Origin of the sequence: Tabrizicola fusiformis, from assembly GCF_013328815.1 — a bacterium.
In the GTDB taxonomy this organism is placed as follows: Bacteria; Pseudomonadota; Alphaproteobacteria; order Rhodobacterales; family Rhodobacteraceae; genus Fuscibacter.
In genome coordinates this window covers 123830-144001 of the sequence record NZ_JABUHN010000009.1, presented here as the reverse complement: position 1 = coordinate 144001, position 20172 = coordinate 123830, and the positions used below count along the sequence as shown (strand labels likewise).

The following is a 20172-nucleotide window of genomic DNA, read 5'->3' as shown; positions in this document are numbered from 1 at the left end:
TGAACCAAACCGATCGAACCGGACACGCTTTAGCCGTGCAGCAACCCCGCGAGATAGCGGCCATAATCGTTCTTGCCCAGCAGTTTGGCATGGGCCGCCAGTTGTTCGCTGTCGATCCAGCCCTGCCGCCAGGCGATTTCCTCAAGACAGCCGGTTTGCAGGCCCTGACGGTGTTGCAGGGTGCGCACGAAGTTGCCCGCGTCCAGAAGGCTGCCATGGGTGCCGGTATCCAGCCAGGCGAAACCGCGGCCCATGCGCTTGACCTCAAGCGAGCCTTCCTCAAGATACATTTCCAGCAGGCTGGTGATCTCGACCTCGCCGCGCTCCGAAGGTTTGACGCGATGCGCCCGCTCGGACGCCTGCCCGTCCAGGAAGTAAAGCCCGGTCACGGCATAGCTGGACGGCGGCACCTTGGGCTTTTCGATGATCTGCGTCACGCGGCCCGTGGCATCCATCGCCACCACGCCATAGCGTTCCGGGTCGGCGACGTGATAGCCGAAAACCGTGCCGCCCGAAGGTTTGGCATCCGCCTCGGCCAGAAGTTCGGGCAGGCCATGGCCGAAAAAGATGTTGTCGCCCAAGACCATGCAGGATGGCGCTCCGGCCAGGAAATCTTCGGTCAGGGTATAGGCTTGCGCCAGACCGCCCGGATGCGGCTGCACCACATAGGTCAGCGTGATCCCCCAGTTGCTGCCATCGCCCAGCACGCGGCGGAACTGCTCCTGATCCTGCGGGGTGGTGATGATGGCAATTTCACGAATGCCACTGAGCATCAGCACCGACAGCGGATAATAGATCATCGGTTTGTCATAGATCGGCATAAGCTGCTTGGAGACGCCGATGGTGATCGGATACAGCCGCGTGCCAGAGCCGCCGGCCAGGATGATGCCCTTGCGCTGGGTGGTCATGCGCCCGCTCCTTTGAGTTCTGCAATCACCTCGGCCAGTCCGGCTTTCCAGTCGGGCGGCGCGATACCGAAAGCCGTCTGCAACGTGCTGCCGTCCAGCCGCGAATTCGCTGGGCGCCGGGCCGGGGTGGGGAAGGCTTCGGTCGGGATGTCTTCGACCGTCACCGCCAGCCCGGCAAGGGCGAAAATCTCGCGCGCAAAGCCGGCCCAACTGGTGGCGGGCGCCCCGCCGTAATGATGCGTGCCGCCTTCCGCACCATCGCGCAGCGCGGTGGCCAAGGTCAGGCAGGTCGCCGCGATGTCGCCTGCCGGGGTCGGGCCGCCGATCTGGTCGGCCACCACCCGCAGGGCCGGGCGGTCGGCGCCCAGCCGCAGCATGGTCTTGACGAAATTCGCGCCATGGGCCGAAAACACCCAGGAGGTGCGCAGGATCACATGCGCGCCACCTGCCGCGCGCACCGCCACCTCACCCGCCAGCTTGCTGCGGCCATAGGCGCCCAAGGGGGCAACAGGATCGTTCGGTTGCCAAGGTTTGGTGCCCGCGCCGTCAAAGACGTAATCGGTCGAGATATGCACCAGCGGAATGCCCAGATCGGCCGCCGCAAGGGCCATCGCGCCGGGGGCATCGCCGTTCACCACGGTCGCCTCGGCCTCTTCGGTTTCGGCGCGGTCAACGGCGGTCCAGGCGGCGGCGTTGATCACCGCATCCGGGCGCGCGGCACGCAGCGCGGCAGCACAGGCCGCAGGGTCTGTCAGATCGGCGGCGGCGCGGCCCAGATAGCTGGCCCCGGGGGCGCGGCGCTGCAATTCGCGTGCGACCTGCCCGGTCTGGCCGAAAACCAGCAGCTTCATGCCTTGACCCCCAGCCGTTCGCCCACGCCGGTCCGTGCCAGCAGCGGCTGCCACCAGTCGGCATTGTCGAGATACCATTGCACCGTCAGGGCCAGCCCCTCTTCGACCGTGACCGAGGGGCGCCAGCCCAGTTCGGCGCGGATACGGCCCGGGTCGATGGCATAGCGCGCATCATGGCCGGGGCGGTCGGCGACAAAGGTGATCTGATCGGCATAGGAGCCGGTGTTCAGCGGCCGTTTCTCGTCCAGAATCGTGCAGAGCGTGCGCACCAGCTCAAGATTGGTCCGCTCATTCTCGCCACCGATGTTGTAGCTGCGGCCCAGCTTGCCCTTTTGCAGCACCACAAGCAGCGCCTCGGCGTGATCCTCGACATAAAGCCAGTCGCGGATATTCGCGCCGTTGCCATAGATCGGCAGCGGCTTGCCCGCCAGCGCGTTCAGGATGATCACCGGAACCAGCTTTTCGGGGAAGTGGAAGGGGCCGTAATTGTTGGAACAATTGGTCAGCACCACCGGCAGCCCATAGGTTTCGTGCCAGGCGCGCACCAGATGGTCGGACGCGGCCTTGGAGGCCGAATAGGGGCTGCGCGGGTCATAGGGCGTGTCTTCGGTGAAGCGCACCGCAGGATCGGCGGGCAGCGAGCCGAACACCTCATCGGTCGAGATGTGGTGAAAACGGAACCCGGCCGGCTTGCCCTTGCGCGTCCAATGCGCGCGGGCGGCCTCAAGCATGTTGAACGTGCCGGTGATGTTGGTCTCAATGAAGGTGCCCGGCCCGTCGATTGAACGATCCACATGGCTTTCGGCGGCCAGATGCATCACCGCGTCGGGGTCATGGGCGGCAAAGATGCGGTCCAGCGCGGCGCGGTCGCGGATATCGGCCTGCTCAAAGGCATAGCCGGGGGAGTCCGCCACCGAGGCGACATTCTCAAGGCAGGCGGCATAGGTCAGCGCATCGACATTCACCACCGAATGCCCGTCGCGGATCGCACGGCGCACGACGGCAGACCCGATGAACCCAGCACCGCCCGTAATCAGGATTTTCACGGCTTATCCCCCGAACTTGAACGGAGAGCGGAAGTCGGCAAAGCGGGGCGCCGCCGCATCCTTGGGCGACAGAACCGCCTGATCCGCCGCAATGCCCCAGTCGATGCCCAGATCGGGGTCGGCGAAATGCACCGCGCCGTCACAATCGGGCGCATAAACGTCCGAGCATTTGTAAAGCAGCTCGGAATTGGGCGCCCGCGTCACGAAGCCGTGCAGGAACCCTTTGGGGATCAGCAATTGCCGCCCGTTTTCCGCCGAAAGCTCGACCCCTACCCATTTGCCATAGGTGGGCGAGCCGACCCGCGCATCCACCGCCACGTCAAAGACCACGCCCGCGCCGCAGCGCACCAGCTTGTCCTGCGCATGGGGGGGGGACTGGTAATGCAGGCCGCGCACCGTGCCGACCGGGCGGCTGAGGGAATGGTTGTCCTGAACGAAGTCGATGTCGATGCCCAGCTTGCGCAGCGATTCGCGGTTCCAGACCTCGGAGAAGAAGCCGCGGTCATCGGCAAAGCGCCGCGGCGTCAGGATAAGCACCCCGGGAAGGGCGGTTTCGTCAATCTGCAAAGGCAACTCCCGTGTTCTGCTGATCCGCCAGAGGCCGGCAGGCTTGGCGGTTAATATGAAATTGGAAGGATTTTATGGCAAGCCGCGCGCCTTGGCGACCGCCGCGCGGCCCCTTGGCGAAATTTCTGCCGCATTGCAGCATTCTGACGCTCCGGGCGCCAAAGGAGCAGGCATTTTCACGCTGGCGGGCCGGGCAGTTCACAGACCCACCACGTCGATCAGCCGCGCCCCGGCGGGCAGGCGGGCGCGCAGCCCGGCAAAGGCATCATGCCGGACCAGCACGCAGATCACATCCGCTGCCAGTGCCGCCTCCAGATCGGCCAGCCGCACCGGCAGCCCCTCCAGTTCGGGGGGCAGTTCGGTCACATGCGGTTCGACCGCCAGCACCTGACAGCCCAATGCGCCAAAGCTGCGGGTGATCTCCAGCGCCGGGCTTTCGCGCAGGTCGTCGATGTTGGGTTTGAAGGCCAACCCCAGACAGGCGACCGTCATATCCGACAGGCTGCGGCCCGGCGCGGCCGCAAGCGCGTCGAACAGGGCGGCCTTGCCTTTGTCCAGCACCCAGCCCGGCTTGGAATCGTTGCGCAGCCGGGCGGCGCGGATCAGTTGCGCGTCCTGCGGGGCCGAGGCGACGATGAACCAAGGGTCCACCGCAATGCAATGCCCGCCCACCCCGGCGCCGGGTTGCAGGATGTTCACCCGCGGGTGCCGGTTGGCCAGCCGGATCAGCTCCCACACGTCGATGCCCAGCCGGTCGCAGATCATCGACAATTCATTGGCAAAGGCGATCTGCACATCGCGCGAGGAATTCTCGGTCAGCTTGCACATTTCGGCGGTGCGGGCATCGGTCACCACGCAGTCGCCGCGCACCACGATCTTGTAAAGCGCCACCGACATGTTGCTGGCACGGCGGGTCATGCCGCCGATGATGCGGTCATTCTCGACCAGTTCGCGCACCACCTGCCCCGGCAGCACCCGCTCGGGGCAATGGGCGACTTGCACATCGGCCGCTTCGCCCGCGTCTTGCGGAAAGCTGAGGTCGGGGCGCAATTCGGCCAGCCATGCCGCCATCTGTTCGGTGGCCCCCACGGGAGAGGTGCTTTCAAGGATCACCAGATTGCCGGGCGCCAGCACCGGCGCCACATTCTCGCAGGCGGCGCGGATGAAGCTGAGGTCGGGGGCATGACCCTCGGTGAAGGGGGTCGGCACCGCGATGATAAAGGCATCGGCGGGTTCGGGCACCCGCGTTGCGCGCAGTTTCTGCGCCGTCACCGCCAGATGGACGATGCCGGCCAGTTCCGGCTCGACGATGTGGATTCGGCCGGCATTGATCGTCTCGACCACCCGGGGCGAGACATCGACCCCGATCACATTCACCCCCCGCGCCGCGAACAGCGCGGCGGTGGGCAGGCCGATATAGCCAAGGCCGATAACAGAAATCGTTTTGAAAATGGGCACTTGTTCCTCCACTCAGCCGGGCGCCAGAACGGGGGCCAGCACGGCGGCAATCCGCTCTGCCGCCCGCCCGTCGCCATATGGGTTAAGGGCGCGGGCCATTGCGGCATAGGCTGCAGGGCTGTCCAGAAGCTGCAGCGCCTCGGCCTCGATCCGGGTGGCATCGGTGCCCACCAGCCGCACGGTGCCCGCCGCCAGCGCCTCGGGCCGTTCGGTCGTGTCGCGCAGCACCAGCACGGGTTTACCCAGCGCCGGCGCCTCTTCCTGCACTCCGCCGGAATCGGTGATGATCAGATGCGCCCGGTTCATCAGCCAGACGAAGGGCAGGTAGTCCTGCGGCGCGATCAGATGGACCGAAGGGGCATCGCCCAGAATCCGCCGCACGGGTTCCTGCACATTGGGGTTGAGGTGGACCGGATAGACCACCTGCACATCGCGCGCCGCCGCGATCTGCTTCAGCGCGTGGCAAATCTGCTCGAACCCGGCGCCGAAATTCTCGCGCCGGTGGCCGGTGACCAGAATCATCCGCCGTGTCGGGTCGAGAAAGGGAAAACTCGCCGCGATGCCGCTGCCCAAGGCCGGGTCGGCCTCAAGCCGGGCCACCACCTCTTGCAGGGCGTCGATCACGGTGTTGCCGGTGACATGGATGCTGTCTGCCGCGACATTCTCGGCCAGAAGGCTGGAGCGGGCCGTTTCGGTCGGGGCGAAATGCAGATCGGCGATGCGGCCCACCACGGCGCGGTTCATCTCTTCGGGCCAGGGGGCGGCAAGGTTGCCGGTGCGCAGGCCCGCCTCGACATGCGCCACCGGCACCCGGGCATAAAAGGCGGCCAGCGTGGCGGCCATCGTTGTGGTGGTGTCGCCATGCACCAGCAGCCGGTCATATTTGCCCGCCGCCAGCACATCGCGCAGCGCGGTCAGCACGGCGGCGGTGATGTCGGTCAGATCCTGACCGGGGCGCATGATGTTCAGGTCGATGTCGGGCACGATGCCGAACAGGTCCAACACCTGATCCAGCATCTGGCGGTGCTGGCCCGTAACGCAGACCTGCACTTGCAGGCCGGGCGTGGATGTCAGGCGTTTGACGACGGGCGCCATCTTGATGGCTTCGGGCCGGGTTCCGAAAACGATCAGGATTTTCACCCTATGAACCTGCCCCGTGATGAAATGCGGCCTCTGAATACCCGTCCGCTGCGGAATTGCAACCCGACAGGCTGCCGCTTTGGGTGGCAGGTCAGGATTTCCCGCCCAAGTTATGGGCATTGCCCAAAGCTTGGGCAAAGATCAGCGCATCGGGAACCGCAGCGGCGGCTTCGGCCAGAACCGCAGCCCGGACCCGCCCGGCTTGTGAAGCGGCCCGCAATGCCGCGGGGTCTGACAGCAGCGTCCCCAGCGCCTGCGCCACCGCCGCCGGATCGTCGGCAGGCACCACCAGCCCGGCCCCCGACCCGGCCAGCAGCGCCGGGGGGGTGCCCCGGTCATAAGTAACCACCGGGCGCCCCGCCGCCATCGCCTCAAGCACGCTGCGGCCAAAGCTTTCGGCGAAATGCGACAGGCAAAGGACGACATCCGCCTCGGCCAGCGCCGCCACCGGGGTTGCGGCATAGCCCCAATGCCGCAGATTGGACGGCAGCGGGCCAAGGGCCGCCAGATCGGCGCTTGCCGGCCCGATGAAGCGGAACTCGGCCCGCCCGCCCAGTGCGGCAAAGGCGCGGGCGGTGGCGACCATATCCGCGATGCCCTTCTTTGCAGTGTTCGAACTGATCAGCGCCACCCGGGGCGGGTCGGCCGGGGCAAAGGGCAGGGCCGACAGGCCCGAGTCCACCACATTGGGCAGGATCACCATTCGCCCCTGCGGCATCTGCCCGGCCGGGTCCAGCCAGCGCGCCACGGCTTCGGAATTGGCGACGAAACGGTCGGCCTGTGTCAGCAGGGCGTGCCGCAGCGCCTCGGCCGGCAGGCCCAGCCGGGCGCAAAGTGCCTCGTCCTCGGCAGGCAATTCACGCAGATGCACGACCGATGCCACCCCCGCCGCCCGCGCTGCGACCAGCGGCGCGTCAAGAACCGCGGTGTTCTGATGCACCTCCACCGCGCCGCTGCGGCGGATCAGCGCCTCCATCGCGGCAAGGGTGGCGGGATGCGGCGGCACCCCGGCCCGGCGCCACGGATAGGGCAAGAGATGCACCGCCCGCGCCCGCGCCCGGCAGGCGTTCAGGTAATCGGCGCTCTGGCAATGCGGCAGCACCAGTTCGACGGCCAGCCCGGCGCGGCCCGCACGCTCTAGCATCGTCAGCAGGCTGCGCTCGGCGCCGAATTGCTGGCCCTGTGCCTGATGGCCGAAGAACAGAACCACCGGGGCGCCCGGCGGGGCGGCGCCGCCGGTTCCGGCAAAGACCGGCAGCGCCTGCCCGCCCGCCCCGCTCAGGTGGTTCAAAAGCGGATTGCCCCGTGCCGGACCGCCCTGCAACCGATAACCGCTGGTCGAGAACAGGGGCCCCGGGTCGCGCCCCTCTGTCGCGCCATGGGCCAGATAATGCAGCGCCGGGTCGGCGGGTGGTTTGCCGGGCGGGCAAAGGTCGGGATAGCTGGCCAGATACCATTCGGCATCGAACAGCGCCGTCCGCCGCAGCGCCGGGCGCGCAAGCAAGGCCCGCAGGCGCCCGGTGATCGTCATGGCGTGCCCTCTGCATCGGGGATGAGGGCGGCGGGGGCGGCAAACGGACGGGGGCCATATGGCGGCAGGCAGGGTTGCCCGGCCTGACGGTGCCATTCTGCCGCCGCCGCCAGATAGTCCGCCCGCGCCGCAGCGCCTGCACCCAATAGCCCCGTCGCCCCGTCGCGGCTGAGGGAACCTGCGCGCTGCCGTCCGAAGGCAAGCGGCACCCCGGGCATCACCTCTGCGACCGCGCCTGCACCAAAGACCTGCCGCAGCCGCGCGATGAATTCGCTGTCCGCCCCCGCGCGCACCCGGTCCCACGCGCCGATCCGTGCCACCACCGCGCGCCGGATCATCAGCGACGACAGGTTCGGATGCACCACCGGCAGATCGGGGCGCCAGCAGCCGGGGATCAGCCCCGCACTCATCCTTGCCCAATGCGACAGGCTGGCGGGGGCGGCGGCCATCGCCTGCATCTGTCGCGCGATCCGGTCGGGGTGTGACCAGTCATCGGCGTCATGCAGCGCGATCACCTCTCCGCTGGCCGCTGCCAGCCCCAGATTGCGCGCCTCATAGGCGCCGCGGGCCTGCCTGCCGTCCAGAAGGCGGATACGCGGCTCCCGCATGGCCCAGCCCGCCGCGCGGCGGGCAGTGTCGTCGGTCGATCCGTTGTCGATCACCAAGACCTCAAGCATCTGCCAGCTTTGCGCCACCAGCCCGGCCAGCGCGGTGTCGATCGTCGCCCCGGCGTTGCGCGCGGGCAAGATCACGCTGACCAGCGGGCCTTCGTGGATTGCCGGGCCGCCGGGCGTGGTCAGCCTGTCAAACGGCGTGACCCCGGGCAGGGCAGGGCGCAGCTCCGGTGCGGCCAGCCCAGTGGCATGGTAAAGCGGTTGCAGTGCCGAATGCCACCCCGCCCCATCCTGCCAACCGGCCAAGGCGGCGCGCAGCAAGGGCGCGGCGGGGTCGCGGCGGGCAAGGGTTGCGCCCCACCGCAGCGCCTGCGCCGCGCCGTCCCTGTCGCCCAGATGCAGCGCCGCCTCGGCCATCAGCCAGAAGGGCGCCGCAAGGCCCAGACGGTCGGCCAAAGCCTGCGCCTGTCCCGCCAGCAGCGCCGCCACCTGCGGCCAGTCGCCCGCTGCCCCGGCCAGCCGGGCCAGAGCCACCCGCGCCCAGAGCGCCTCATCCCCCGTCATGGGCTGGGCAAGGGCGGCGCGGGCGGCGTCCTGCCCGGCCCAGACCTCTGCCTCAAGCCGGGCGGCCCGCAAGGCGCAGGGCAACCGCCCCTCGCGCCGCCCGTGACGCAGGAAATGCAGCATCAGCCGCAGATCGGACAGGGGGGCAAGATCGGGCGATGTCCTGCGGTAGCCTGCTGCGTCGAAACCGGCCGGCAGCCGCCAGCGCCGGGGGGGCAGCGCCGCCATCAGATGCCGGATCAGACCCTTGCTCCGCGTCATGCCGCACCGGCGACAAGGCGGAAACCGGGCTGATCTGGGGGCATGGCGGGGGGTTCCATTGCAGGGCGGCGGTCCGTTCCGGCTGGGCAAGGGGCCGCCACGGGGGCGCAAAGTCCCTTTACTTTGGACCGGATCAAGGCCATTTACCGCCAGATACCAGCCCGATCCAATCCCTTTTTGTGATACACCAGCCGGGAACCCGCTTGCCAAGTTCTGATCTGTCTTCGCGCAGCCGCGACCCTCTGGCGGATGGTATCCCCCCCCGGGTTCTGGAGATGCAGCGCCGGACCGAGGCGTTGTTCATCACCCTGAAAACGCAGGAACAGGCCGCGCATCGGCTGCGCGGGCAGGCGCCGCAGCCCTTTGTGCGTCCGCGCCGGGCCAATGCGCTTTATCGCGGGATCATGCGGCTCTTGCCGCGGCTGGGGCGGCGCTGGCAGGTGCGGGCGTTGCGCGATTGCGGGCTGTTCGATGCCGGATGGTATCTGGCGCAAAACCCCGATGTCGCGGCTGCGGGTGCCGATCCGGCGCTGCATTATCTGCTGCATGGCGCAGCGGACGGGCGTGATCCGGGGCCGGGCTTTTCCACCGCGCATTATCTGGCGCTTTATCCCGATGTGAAGGCCGCCGGGATCAACCCCCTTGTGCATTATCTGGTGGCAGGCTGGGAGGAACGGCGCTCGATCCATCCCCTGATGCCGGAGACGCGGATATGAGCGGCGCCTGGCGCCTGCCGCGCCGGCTGGCCTATGTGGTCAGCCATGCCCGGCCGTGGTCGTCAAACGGCTATGCAGCGCGCACCCATGCCATGGCCAGCGCTCTGACGGCGGCGGGCCATGAGGTGATCGTTTTCACCCGTCCCGGACGGCCTTGGGACATCGAGGATTTTCCTGCCGATCAGCCGGTGGACCTGGACCAGAGCATCGACGGGGTGCGTCATATCAGCCTGCCGCTGCCGCCGCTGCCCGGCGCCCGTCCGACCCAACGCCTGCACGCCATGGCCGACGCCCTGACCAAGGCGTTTGAGGTCTTTCGCCCGGCGGCGGTGCTGGGCGCCTCGAACTGGGAGACGGCGGAACCTGCGCGACGGGCCGCCGGGCGTGTCGGCGCGGCGTTCTTCTATGAACAGCGTGGTTTCTGGCAGATGGGCGCCGACCCCGCCGCCGAAGAGGCCGAGCGCGCGCAGGAAACCGAAACCGCCCTTGGGGCGCGGGCGGTCTTCACCCTTAACGCCCTGATGCGGGACGAATTGCTGCGCCGGGGCATTCCGGCGGGCCGGGTGCATCTGGTGCCCAATGGCGTGCCGGAACCGGGGCGGATCGACCGCAAGGTCACGCGCGAGAGCCTGGGGTGCCGGGCGCAATATCTGCTGTGCTACATCGGGTCGCTGTCGGATTACGAAGGCGTGGGCGATCTGGTGGAGCTGATCGCGTTGCTGCGGCGGGGTGCGGCCGGGCGCGCAGCGCTGGATGTCGATGCGCTGATCCTGGGCTCCGATGCGCCGAAGGGGCTGATCGGCGGTCTCGCCGGCACACAGGGGCCGGCCGAAGCGGCGCTGCGGGCGCAGGCGGCGCGCCTGTCGGTTGGTGGGCATATCCATTTCCTGCCACAACTGCCCGAGGGCGAGGTGGCCAGCTATTACACGCTGTGCGACGCCATGGTGATGCCCCGCCGCCGCACCCCCGTCACCGAATTGGTGCCGCCGATCAAACCCTATGCCGCGGCGGCCTATGGTCTGCCGGTCTTCATGTCGGACCTGCCGCCTCTGGCCGAGATTGCCGCCGAAATCGGCGCCAGCCTGTTTGCCGAGGGCGACCTTGCCGGGCTTGCCGATATGGTGCATTCCGCCCTGACCGGCGGGCATCCGGCGCGCATGGCGCCGCTCGACCCCAACCTTGGTTGGGCGCGGCGCATCCTGCCCCTGTCGCGCCATCTTGATGCCGTGACCGAGGCCGAGCGCGCCCGCAATCACCAGATGTTCGCGCCCGGCGCTGCCGAAACGCCTGCCCATGCTGCACCGCAGCCGCAGCGCTTTGATCTGGCCGCGCTGCCGCGGGTGGGGTTGCAGGGCATGCTGGGCGCCCCGCATGAAGCGCGGATCGGCCCGCCCGCAGCGGCCGGTGACACCGATCAGCGTATCACCCGGCTGACCCGCGCCAATCTGCTTGAGGTGCTGGCCACCGCTGAGCCGGGGCGCTTTGTGATCGACTGGGCCGGGCTGAAGGCGGCGGACGACCCCGGTGAATGGGCGGGCCTGTGGTCGATCGACGACATGCGCCTGAACCGGCAGATCATGGATGCCGCCCGCATCGCGCTGCAACGGGGCTGGCGGTTGCAGGTGCTGGGGCCGGTTCCCCGCTCGCAGGCGCCGCTGTTCCGCACGGTCGCTTCGGTGATGGAGGAAATCCTGCCACCCGGACAGCGCCCGCCAGCGGAGGGCGCCGCATGAAGGTGGCCATTCTTGCAGAGCAGAATTTCAACCTGATCGACGGTTCGACGATCTGGCTCCTGAACGTCTGCAAGCTGATGGCGCTGTTGCCGGATTTGCAGGTGACGGTGCTGCTCAGTCATCCGCTGACCGACCGTATTCTGGCCGATGAGGTGCCCGCGCGGCTGCGGCTGGTCGATGCCGCCGAGATTGCCCGCGCCACCGGCATGGTGGCAGAGCGGCTTGAGGCCGCGACCCTGACCCGCACCCTGCGCGACTGGGAGGCGGGCGAGGGCCGCTTTGACCGCATCTTTGTGCGGGGGGCGGCCTATCTTTCGGCTCTGCTGGCCGATCCGGGGTTCTGTCCGCGTATCGTCGGCTATGCGCCCGGCGCCATTCCCGACCTTGCCGAGGATGAGCCGGAGTGGTTGACGCTGGGCCGCGCCGCCCGCACGCCTTTCGTGGTGCAGAGCGAGCCTGCGAAACACGCGATGGAAAGTCTTTTCGATTATCCGGCGCATGTCGTTCATGTCGTGCCCCCCATCGTCTTTCATGACGGAACCGAAGCTCCGCCGGCCCGCGATCCGGCGCTGTCGGTGCTGTGTTATTCCGGCAAGATCGACCTGCACTACGGCATCGACTGGCTGATCAACCTTGCCCGGCGCATGGCGGGCGAGCCGGGCCTGCGTCTCAGCCTGATTGCGGGCAAGGACACATGGCGGCCGCGTTATCCCGAGTTCTTCCGCGAGATGGACGCCTTCCGCGCCGAAATCGCCGCCGGGCGGCAGCCGCATGTCGCGCTGGCCACCGGCCTGCCGCATGCGCAGGCCAAGGCCAAGATGGCCGAAGCCGATTTCGCCTGGTGCCTGCGCCATGCCCGCTATGACGACGTGATCGAGATTTCCACCAAGATCGTCGAGTTCTGCACGGCCGGCGTGGTGCCGATCCTGAACGATACCGCGCTGAACCGCGCCCTGTTCGGGGATGAATACCCCTATCTGGTCGATATTCTGGCCGAGGATGTTCAGGCCCGGGTGATTGCCATGCTGCGCAGCAAGGGTAGCCCCGCGCATGACCATGCCCTTGCCCGCATCGCGCAGGTGGCCTCGCGCTTTTCCGCCCGGCGGCTGGCCGGGGCGTTGGGCCGGGCGATCCGCGGCCATGACGGGCTTGCCGCAACCCCGCTGACGGTAGTCCCGCGTCATGTGCTGGTGGCGACGCATGACGCCAAGTTCCTGCGCCCCTTCCTTGACCGGGTGCAGGCCGAACCCATGGTGCGGATCAGCCATGAACGCTGGGCCAGCACGACGAAACCTGCGGGCAAGCCGCATGTGCCCGCCGATGTCGACACGGTCTTTTGCGAATGGGCCTGCGAAAATGCGGTCTGGCACAGCCATAACAAGCGGCCCGGCAGCAAGCTGATCGTGCGGCTGCACCGCTTTGAAGCCTACCGCGATTTTCCGGCCCGGGTGAACTGGGCTGCGGTCGATGCGCTGATCGTGGTCTCGGATCATTTCCGCGATCTCATGGTGCGGCAATTCGGGATGGACCCCGCGCGCATCCATGTGCTGCCGCAGTTCATCGACTGGCCGCAACTGCGTCGCCCGAAGCTGCCGCAAGCGCGGTTCACGCTGGGCCTTGTCGGCATCAACCCCTTTGCGCACAAGCGGTTTGACCGCGCCATCGACTTTCTGGCGGCGCTGCGGGCCCGTGACCCGCGCTTTGGGCTGGCGGTGCGTTCGGTCATGCCGTGGCAGATCGACTGGGTGTGGAACAAGGATGCCGAAGAGCGCGCCCGCTTTACCCAGACCTTTGCCCGCGTCTATTCCGACCCCGCCGTCGCCGGGGCAATCCGCTTTGATCCGGCCGGCACGGATATGGAGGAATGGTATCGCGGTGTTGGCACCATCCTGTCCACCTCCGACAGCGAGGGCTGCCATACGTCGGTGATGGAGGGGATCGCCTCGGGCTGCTATCCGGTCGTCCATGACTGGCCCGGCGCGCGGTCGCTGTTTTCGCCGCATGTTCATGCCGATATCACCACGGCGATTGACGCGGTGATCGCCTTTGCCGATGCCGGCGATATCCTGTCGCAGCGCGAGGCCCTGTCGCGTTCGATGAAACCGCATGACATCGACGCCTTCACCCGAACCTTCTTCCACCTCTGAGGTCAAACCCATGTCGTTGCTGCCCACCAAGAAGCCGAAGGTCACCTTTGAAGAGGTTGAACAGAAGCGCCGCGCCTTTGCGGCGGCGCTGAAGGAATTCACCGCCCAGAAGGGCCGCTATCACCACCCCGCGCCCGAGCTTTCGGCAGATAAGCTGGCCGGCTGCGAGGTGCTGCCGAACCGGCTGGCGCTCTTGGACCGGCTGCCCAAGGGTGGCGCGATTGCCGAGGTGGGGGTGGATCGCGGCGATTTTTCGCTTGAAATCCTGAACCGCTGCCAGCCGTCCAAGCTGCATCTGTTCGACATCGACATGACGCGGCTGACCAACAAGGCGGTGTTGGCGGCGGTTGCGCAGCGCGGCAGTCCGGTCAAGACCCATGCCGGTGACAGTTCGACCAACATGCGCAAGGTGCCGGATGGTTACTTTGACGTGATCTATATCGACGGCGACCATGATTATGAGGGGGTCAAACGCGATATCGAGGCGGCTGTGCCCAAGCTCAAGCCGGAGGGTGCGCTGATCTTCAACGATTATTCGGTCTGGTCGCCGGTGGGGATGTTCCATTGCGGCGTCGCCCGCGCGGTGCATGAGTTCTGCCGAGACAACCCGTGGAAGTTCCGCTACCTCGCGCTGCAAAGCATGATGTATAACGATGTGATGCTGGTCAGGGCCTGAAACGGCGCCTGACCGCGCGCAAAGGGGCAACCGTCGCCGGTTGCCCCTTTGCTTTCAGTTCGAGACCGAGTTTGCCACGCCGATCAGGCTGCCCAGAAGGCCCAGCACGCTGCGGGTGCTGACCAAGGGCGCTTCGGTCACCAGAACCGTGTCCAGCGGATGCACCTTGAAGCTGCGCGCCGCGAAAAGCCCGTCCGCCGAGGTCAGATCGAAGGTGAAGACCACATCGCGCTGTGACGGACCGGCACCATCGCCCCGCACCGCCGAGGCGGGGTATTCCCGCAAGACCAGCACGCCCTTGGGATCGGCGCGGCTGGCCTCAAGCCCGCCGATCATCGACAGGGTTTCCAAGGCGGTGATCTCATCCTTCTCGAAATGGATCAGGTTCTGGGTGCCGGTGGCGCCCAGCGAGGTGAAGTAACGCTGATCCGCCTCGACCAGAATCTGGTCGCCGCCGCGCAAAAGCGTGTTTGCCGCCGGTTCGGCAAACAGCCGTGCGGCGGGAATTTCATACCGCTTGCCATCGCGCATCAGCCGCACCACCGGGTTGCGCAGCGACGGCGCGATGCCGCCGCCCTGTGCCAGCAGGCTGAGGATGGTGTAATTGCGGTCGGGCAGCGGATAGCTGCCAGGCTTTGGCACGCCGCTGACCAGATCGACCGAGTTCTGCCGCCCCGCGACCACCGAAAGCTGCACCTGCGCCGATGGCACGATAGGCGCCAGCGCCTCCTGGATTTGTTTGCGGGCCTGTTCGGGGGTCTGGCCGTTGACCACGACCTCATCCAGATAGGGCACGAAGATCGAGCCGGAGCTGGAGACGACCAGATTGGGAATCGCCACCGCCTTTTCCGACTCGGCCGCCAGAAGCGAGTTTTCCTGGCTGTCCCAGATGACAAGGCTGATGTGGTCGCCGCTGCGGATCACCGGGGTTTCCGGGCCTTGGCGTGCCGCCAGCCAGCCATAGCCGCCAGCCCCGCCCGTCGCGGGCCAACTTGCCAGCCCGCCGACATTTTCCCGCGAAACCGGCACCACCTGATAATTGGCATCCTTGTCGTCCTGGGCGTGCAAAACCTCGGTCGAGAGGGCGGCGCCACGCGGGGGCGCACAGGACGAAAGTGCCAGCGCCCCGGCAAGCAAGAGCGAGGAGGACATAATCCGGTGCAAGTCAACCTCCCCAGGCGGTGGCACAGTCAGGACGGGTTCTGTCTACAAGCCGGTTCCGGTTGGTGACAGGTAAAAAAGCCCGGGCCGCCCGGGATCGGCGGAGTTGTCCACAACATCTTTGCCGCGCGTCGGCCCCCTGCCCAAGTGTCGGGCGCTGCGGCACCTTGCCTGCCATGGGCTTTGCCGCCTTGTCATTCTGCCCAAATCAATGGATTCGCACGGCAATGACCATGATTTTGACCAGAAGCCGCCACACAATTCGGGATTGTTTCTGGAATGCTGACGATCAACCTGATTTGATTCTAATGATGGCGCTGCGCCTGCGAGGACCGGATGAGCTTTCTGACCGACGGAACCTACTTCTCCAAATCCGCTGAAGAGACCTGGAGCCAGTCTGTTCTGGAGAATGGCAATTTTCGCTTTGAAGTGCGCGCCGACGATTACTACAGCGGCACGGGCGTGCCGGATGCCGACAGCGATCTGGCCCTTGGCAAGAACCGCAGTGAGATCGTCACGCTGCAAAAGTTGCAGGAAGGCCGGGCCTTCGTCTTTGAATTCGAATTCATGGTGGAACCGGGGGCGGCGAACACCGCCGATTGGCTGCTCTTGGCGCAGTTCCACCAGACCGAGGATATCGCGCCGGATGGCACGGTGCTGGACGCCGCGGCCAGCCCGCCCCTTGCCCTGCAATTGCGCGGCGAGCGGCTTGAGATCGTCGGCCGCACCGACCCCAATGCGCAGACGACGGCCTCCCCTGCCAATATGTCGATGTATCTGGCGACCGATCCCATCGTGCGCGGGCAGTATTACAGCATTCGTTTTGAAGTGGTCTTCGACGATGCGGCGGACGGCGCGGGGATGCTGCGGGTCTACCTCGATAATGTGCTGATCGTCGATTATACGGGGCCGCTTGGCTATAATGACGTGATCGGCGCCTATGCGCAGTTCGGTGTCTACCGCGAGCAGGCGCCCGAAACCATCGCGGTGCAGTTCCGTGATGTATCGCTGACCTCGCCCGACCCGGCCCCGCCGATCAACGGCACCGATGGCGCCGATGACATCGAGGCCGACCAGATCGGCTTTCTGGAGCCGGAGCAGCTTTTCGGCCACGGCGGCAATGACACGCTGAACGGTGGCTGGGGCGCCGACACCATGTATGGCGGCGCCGGGAACGATTTCTACATCGTGAACCACATCGGCGATGTGGTGAACGAGCGGCTGGGCAATCCGCTGACAGGGGCGGATGCCGGCGGGCGCGACCTTGTTCAGAGCTATGTCGATTACACCCTGCCGATCTATGTCGAGGATCTGACGCTCTGGGGGGCGGCACATCTGGCGGGCACCGGCAATGATGGCAACAACACCATCCGGGGCAACACCGGGCGCAACCTGCTCAGTGGTCTGGGCGGCGCCGACAGCATTCTGGGCGATGCGGGTGACGACACGATCCGCGGCGGCGACGGGCTTGACACCCTGCTGGGCGGCGAGGGCGACGACTGGATTTACGGCGATGCCCATGCCGACCGTCTGTTGGGCGAGGCGGGCAATGACCGGCTGTTCGGCGGCGACGGCAATGACACGCTGGAAGGCGGGGCAGGCAACAACACGCTGGAAGGCGGCGCGGGCGATGACCAATATGCCATCGACAACAGTGCCGATGTCGTGGTCGAGGTGCTGGGCGGCGGGCGCGACACGGTGCGCGCCTCTGTCAGCTATGACATAGGCGCTGCCGGTCAGGTCGAAATCCTCAACACCAACAATCAGGAGGCCACCACCGCGATCAACCTGACGGGCAGCGATATCGCCAATGAAATCCGCGGCAACAACGGCCTGAACCTGCTGTCGGGCCGGTTGGGCCATGACCAGATCTTTGGTTTTGGCGGCGATGACACGCTGGACGGCGGCGGCGGCAACGACTCGCTTTTTGGCGGTAACGGGCATGACAGCCTGCTGGGCGGCGATGACGACGATCAGCTTATGGGCGAGGCGGGCAATGACATCCTGCTGGGTGGTCTGGGCAATGACAGCCTGTTCGGCGGCGATGGCGATGACGACCTTTACGGCGGCGCGGGCATTGACCTGATCGAGGGCGGCGCGGGCAATGATTTCCTGCGCGGCGAGGGCGACGGCGACCGTCTGTTCGGCGGCACCGGCTTTGACACGCTGGAAGGCGGGGCGGGGGACAACCTGCTTTATGGCGGCAGCGACGACGACCTGATGAGCGGCGAGGGCGGCAACGACACGCTCGACGGCGGCACCGGCGCCGATACGATGATGGGCGGCGCGGGCAATGATCAATATCTGGTCGGCGGTCTGGGCAGCACCATTCTGGAGCTTGCGGGCGAAGGCGCCGATACGGTGCGGGCCGCGGTCAGCTTTGACGCGGGCGCGCTGAACGAGATCGAATTCATCTTCACCACCGATCAGGCGGGCCTCACCGCGATCAACCTTGCGGGCGATGACAGCGCCAATGAAATGCGCGGCAACAACGGCCTGAACCGGCTGGAAGGGCGCGGCGGGGACGACCGCATCTTCGGTTACGGCGCCGCCGATACGATCTATGGCGGCGACGGGCAAGACAGCCTTGCCGGCGGCGAGGGCGACGACAGCCTTGAAGGTGGCACGGGACAGGACACGCTGAACGGCGAAGCGGGCGACGATGTGCTGCGCGGTGGCCTTGGCGATGACAGCCTGCTGGGCGGTGTTGGCAATGATGTTCTGTGGGGCGAAGACGGCAATGACACCCTGCGCGGCGGCGAGGGGGCCGACACGCTGGACGGCGGCGATGGCCATGACGTGCTTTATGCCGCCACCCTCGCCTCCAGCCTCTCGGGCGGGGCGGGCAATGACACGCTGCGCGGCGGCGGCGGGGCCGATACAATGGCGGGCGGCGCCGATGCCGACACCTATTATGTGGTGAACGCCGCCACGCGCATTGTCGAGGCGGCGGGCGGCGGTTTTGACACCGTGCGCACCACGGTCAGCCTTGCGCTGGATGCCGATGCCGAGGTGGAAGTGCTGCGGGTGGATGACCAGACCACCACCGGCGCGCTGAACCTTACCGGCTCGGCCAGCGCGAACGAGCTGCGCGGCAACAATGGCAACAACATCCTGAACGGCGGCGGCGGCGAAGACAGCCTGCGCGGCTTTCTGGGCGACGACACCTATATCGTGGACAGCGCCGGCGACCGCGTGTTCGAGGCGACGGGCGAAGGCAATGACACGATCCTTGCCTCGATCAGCCTGAGCCTTGGTTCGACCGTGTTTGTCGAAAACCTGTGGGCCGCCGATGCCACCGCGACCGCAGGGTTGAGCCTGACCGGAAACCTTCTGGCCAATGACATCCGGGGCGATGCCGGGGCGAACCGGCTGTCGGGCGGCGACGGCGATGATACGCTGGCGGGGCTGGCCGGCAATGACACGCTTTATGGCGGGGCGGGAACCGACCGGGCGGTGCTGAATGTCTCCACCGCGGCGGTTTCCGTGGTGGCGGGGGCAACCTCGCTGGTGCTGACCTCTGCCGAAGGCGTGGACCTGATCTCGAACGATGTCGAATATGTTGTCTTCAACAATGCGACCCTGACCTATGCAGAGGTTGCGGCGCTTGTCGTCGCCGAGGGGCCAAAGATCATCCGGGGCACCACTGGGGCCGAGAACATGTCGGGCAGCGCCGGGGCCGACCAGATCGACGGTCTGGGCGGCAATGACTGGATCAACCCCGGCACCGGATCGGACACCATCGACGGCGGCGACGGGCGCGACATGGTCAGCTTTGCGGGCCTGCCCGACACGCCCGGGCGCACCAATGCGCAATACCGTCTTGACCTTGACCTGACGGCGGGCACGGCCCGCACCTCTGGCCCGGACAGCTATCTGATCAGCAATATCGAGCGGGTGACCGGCACCATCTATGCCGACCGAATCAAGGGATCGGCCGGGTCGGATGAATTGCGCGGCTTGGGGGATTACGACTGGTTCGTGGCCACCACCGGCGCCGATACCTATGACGGTGGCACCGGGCTTGATGTTGTGTCCTATGTCGAATGGACCAACAGCGCGCCGGGTGTTTCGGTTGATCCGCTTCTGAGCAACGGCCGCCCGCCTTCGGGGGCGGTGACCACGGGTGTCGTCGTCGATCTGGGCAATACCGCGAACAACACCAATCTGGCCGCCGGAGATACCTATACTTCGATCGAGCGGATCACCGGCACCGGGCGGGCGGATGTGTTCTGGGGCGATGGCAACGAGAATGAATTCAGGGGCCTGGGCGATTATGACTGGTTCGTCGGCTCTACCGGCGGGCGCGAGCGGTATATCGGCGGCGATGGCGTGGATACGGTCACCTATTTCCGCTCAACCTCGGGGGTGACGGCTTCGCTTTCGAACGGTGCCCGGGTGAACGGTCTGGAAACCGGCAGCGGCACGCGGGGCGATGCCGCGCTGGATCTTTACATCGAGATCGAAAATCTGGTCGGCACCAATTTTGCCGACAACCTGACCGGCAACAGCGGGCGCAATACGCTGATGGGGCTGGACGGCGATGATTTTCTGTTCGGCATGGCCGGGATCGACCAGCTTATGGGCGGGGCGGGCAATGACACGCTCGACGGTGGCGCGGGGTCGGATTACGCGATCTTCACCGGCAACCTTGCCGATTACACCCTGACAAAAACGGCCAGCAATCAGGTGATCGTGACCGGGATCGACGGCACCGACCTGTTGATCGACGTCGAATATTTCCGCTTTGACGATGGCCAGACCAACATCTGGGCCTTGTAGCGCAGGGGGCGCGGGCC

Annotated in this window: 14 protein-coding genes; 5 read left to right on the top strand and 9 right to left on the bottom strand. The window is 66.7% G+C overall.

Annotation, left to right across the window (positions count from 1 at the left end; genetic code table 11):
* Positions 1-29 precede the first annotated feature (29 nt).
* The 8 genes from rfbA to HS053_RS15280 all read right to left on the bottom strand — a co-directional run bounded on the left by rfbA (position 30) and on the right by HS053_RS15280 (position 8940).
* Entirely contained in the window at positions 30-908 is an 879-nt protein-coding gene (gene rfbA / locus HS053_RS15315; protein WP_174212136.1) for a glucose-1-phosphate thymidylyltransferase RfbA, read from the bottom strand.
* Positions 905-1759 carry a dTDP-4-dehydrorhamnose reductase gene (gene rfbD, locus HS053_RS15310; RefSeq protein WP_174212135.1) on the bottom strand — a complete coding sequence of 285 codons (855 nt, stop codon included), beginning with the start codon at positions 1757-1759 and terminating at the stop codon, positions 905-907. Before rfbD ends, rfbA begins: the two co-directional genes overlap by 4 nt.
* Positions 1756-2805: a dTDP-glucose 4,6-dehydratase gene (gene rfbB / locus HS053_RS15305; protein ID WP_174212134.1), complete on the bottom strand. Its 1050-nt coding sequence runs from the start codon at positions 2803-2805 to the stop codon at positions 1756-1758. The genes rfbD and rfbB overlap by 4 nt, the downstream gene beginning before the upstream one ends.
* 3 nt (positions 2806-2808) lie before the next feature.
* The gene (gene rfbC, locus HS053_RS15300; RefSeq protein WP_174212133.1) at positions 2809-3372 is read right to left on the bottom strand and encodes a dTDP-4-dehydrorhamnose 3,5-epimerase; all 564 of its coding nucleotides are present in this window, start codon (positions 3370-3372) and stop codon (positions 2809-2811) included.
* A gap of 198 nt (positions 3373-3570) precedes the next feature.
* Positions 3571-4830, bottom strand: a complete 1260-nt coding sequence (wecC, locus tag HS053_RS15295; protein WP_347233337.1) for a UDP-N-acetyl-D-mannosamine dehydrogenase — start codon at positions 4828-4830, stop codon at positions 3571-3573.
* A 12-nt stretch (positions 4831-4842) separates the two neighbouring features.
* Positions 4843-5970 (bottom strand): non-hydrolyzing UDP-N-acetylglucosamine 2-epimerase, encoded by a 1128-nt coding sequence (wecB, locus tag HS053_RS15290; protein ID WP_347233336.1) that lies wholly within the window; start codon positions 5968-5970, stop codon positions 4843-4845.
* Between the two features lie 91 nt (positions 5971-6061).
* Positions 6062-7501, bottom strand: a complete 1440-nt coding sequence (locus HS053_RS15285; protein WP_174212131.1) for a glycosyltransferase family 4 protein — start codon at positions 7499-7501, stop codon at positions 6062-6064.
* Entirely contained in the window at positions 7498-8940 is a 1443-nt protein-coding gene (locus HS053_RS15280; protein ID WP_174212130.1) for a glycosyltransferase family 2 protein, read from the bottom strand. The genes HS053_RS15285 and HS053_RS15280 overlap by 4 nt, the downstream gene beginning before the upstream one ends.
* A gap of 275 nt (positions 8941-9215) precedes the next feature.
* Here HS053_RS15280 and HS053_RS15275 point away from each other — a divergent pair, with 275 nt between their 5' ends.
* The 4 genes from HS053_RS15275 to HS053_RS15260 are packed head-to-tail and all read left to right on the top strand — an operon-like array spanning position 9216 to position 14212.
* A complete protein-coding gene (locus HS053_RS15275) occupies positions 9216-9656 on the top strand; it encodes a hypothetical protein (RefSeq protein WP_174212129.1) in 441 nt (146 codons plus the stop codon).
* Positions 9653-11389 (top strand): glycosyltransferase, encoded by a 1737-nt coding sequence (locus tag HS053_RS15270; RefSeq protein ID WP_174212128.1) that lies wholly within the window; start codon positions 9653-9655, stop codon positions 11387-11389. Before HS053_RS15275 ends, HS053_RS15270 begins: the two co-directional genes overlap by 4 nt.
* Entirely contained in the window at positions 11386-13536 is a 2151-nt protein-coding gene (locus HS053_RS15265; protein WP_174212127.1) for a glycosyltransferase family 4 protein, read from the top strand. Before HS053_RS15270 ends, HS053_RS15265 begins: the two co-directional genes overlap by 4 nt.
* A 10-nt stretch (positions 13537-13546) precedes the next feature.
* Positions 13547-14212 (top strand): class I SAM-dependent methyltransferase, encoded by a 666-nt coding sequence (locus HS053_RS15260; protein WP_174212126.1) that lies wholly within the window; start codon positions 13547-13549, stop codon positions 14210-14212.
* A 54-nt stretch (positions 14213-14266) separates the two neighbouring features.
* Here the strand turns inward: HS053_RS15260 and HS053_RS15255 are convergent, their stop codons facing one another.
* The gene (locus tag HS053_RS15255; RefSeq protein WP_241699885.1) at positions 14267-15376 is read right to left on the bottom strand and encodes a polysaccharide biosynthesis/export family protein; all 1110 of its coding nucleotides are present in this window, start codon (positions 15374-15376) and stop codon (positions 14267-14269) included.
* Between the two features lie 333 nt (positions 15377-15709).
* Here HS053_RS15255 and HS053_RS15250 point away from each other — a divergent pair, with 333 nt between their 5' ends.
* A complete protein-coding gene (locus HS053_RS15250; protein WP_174212125.1) occupies positions 15710-20155 on the top strand; it encodes a heparin lyase I family protein in 4446 nt (1481 codons plus the stop codon).
* Positions 20156-20172: the final 17 nt, after the last annotated feature.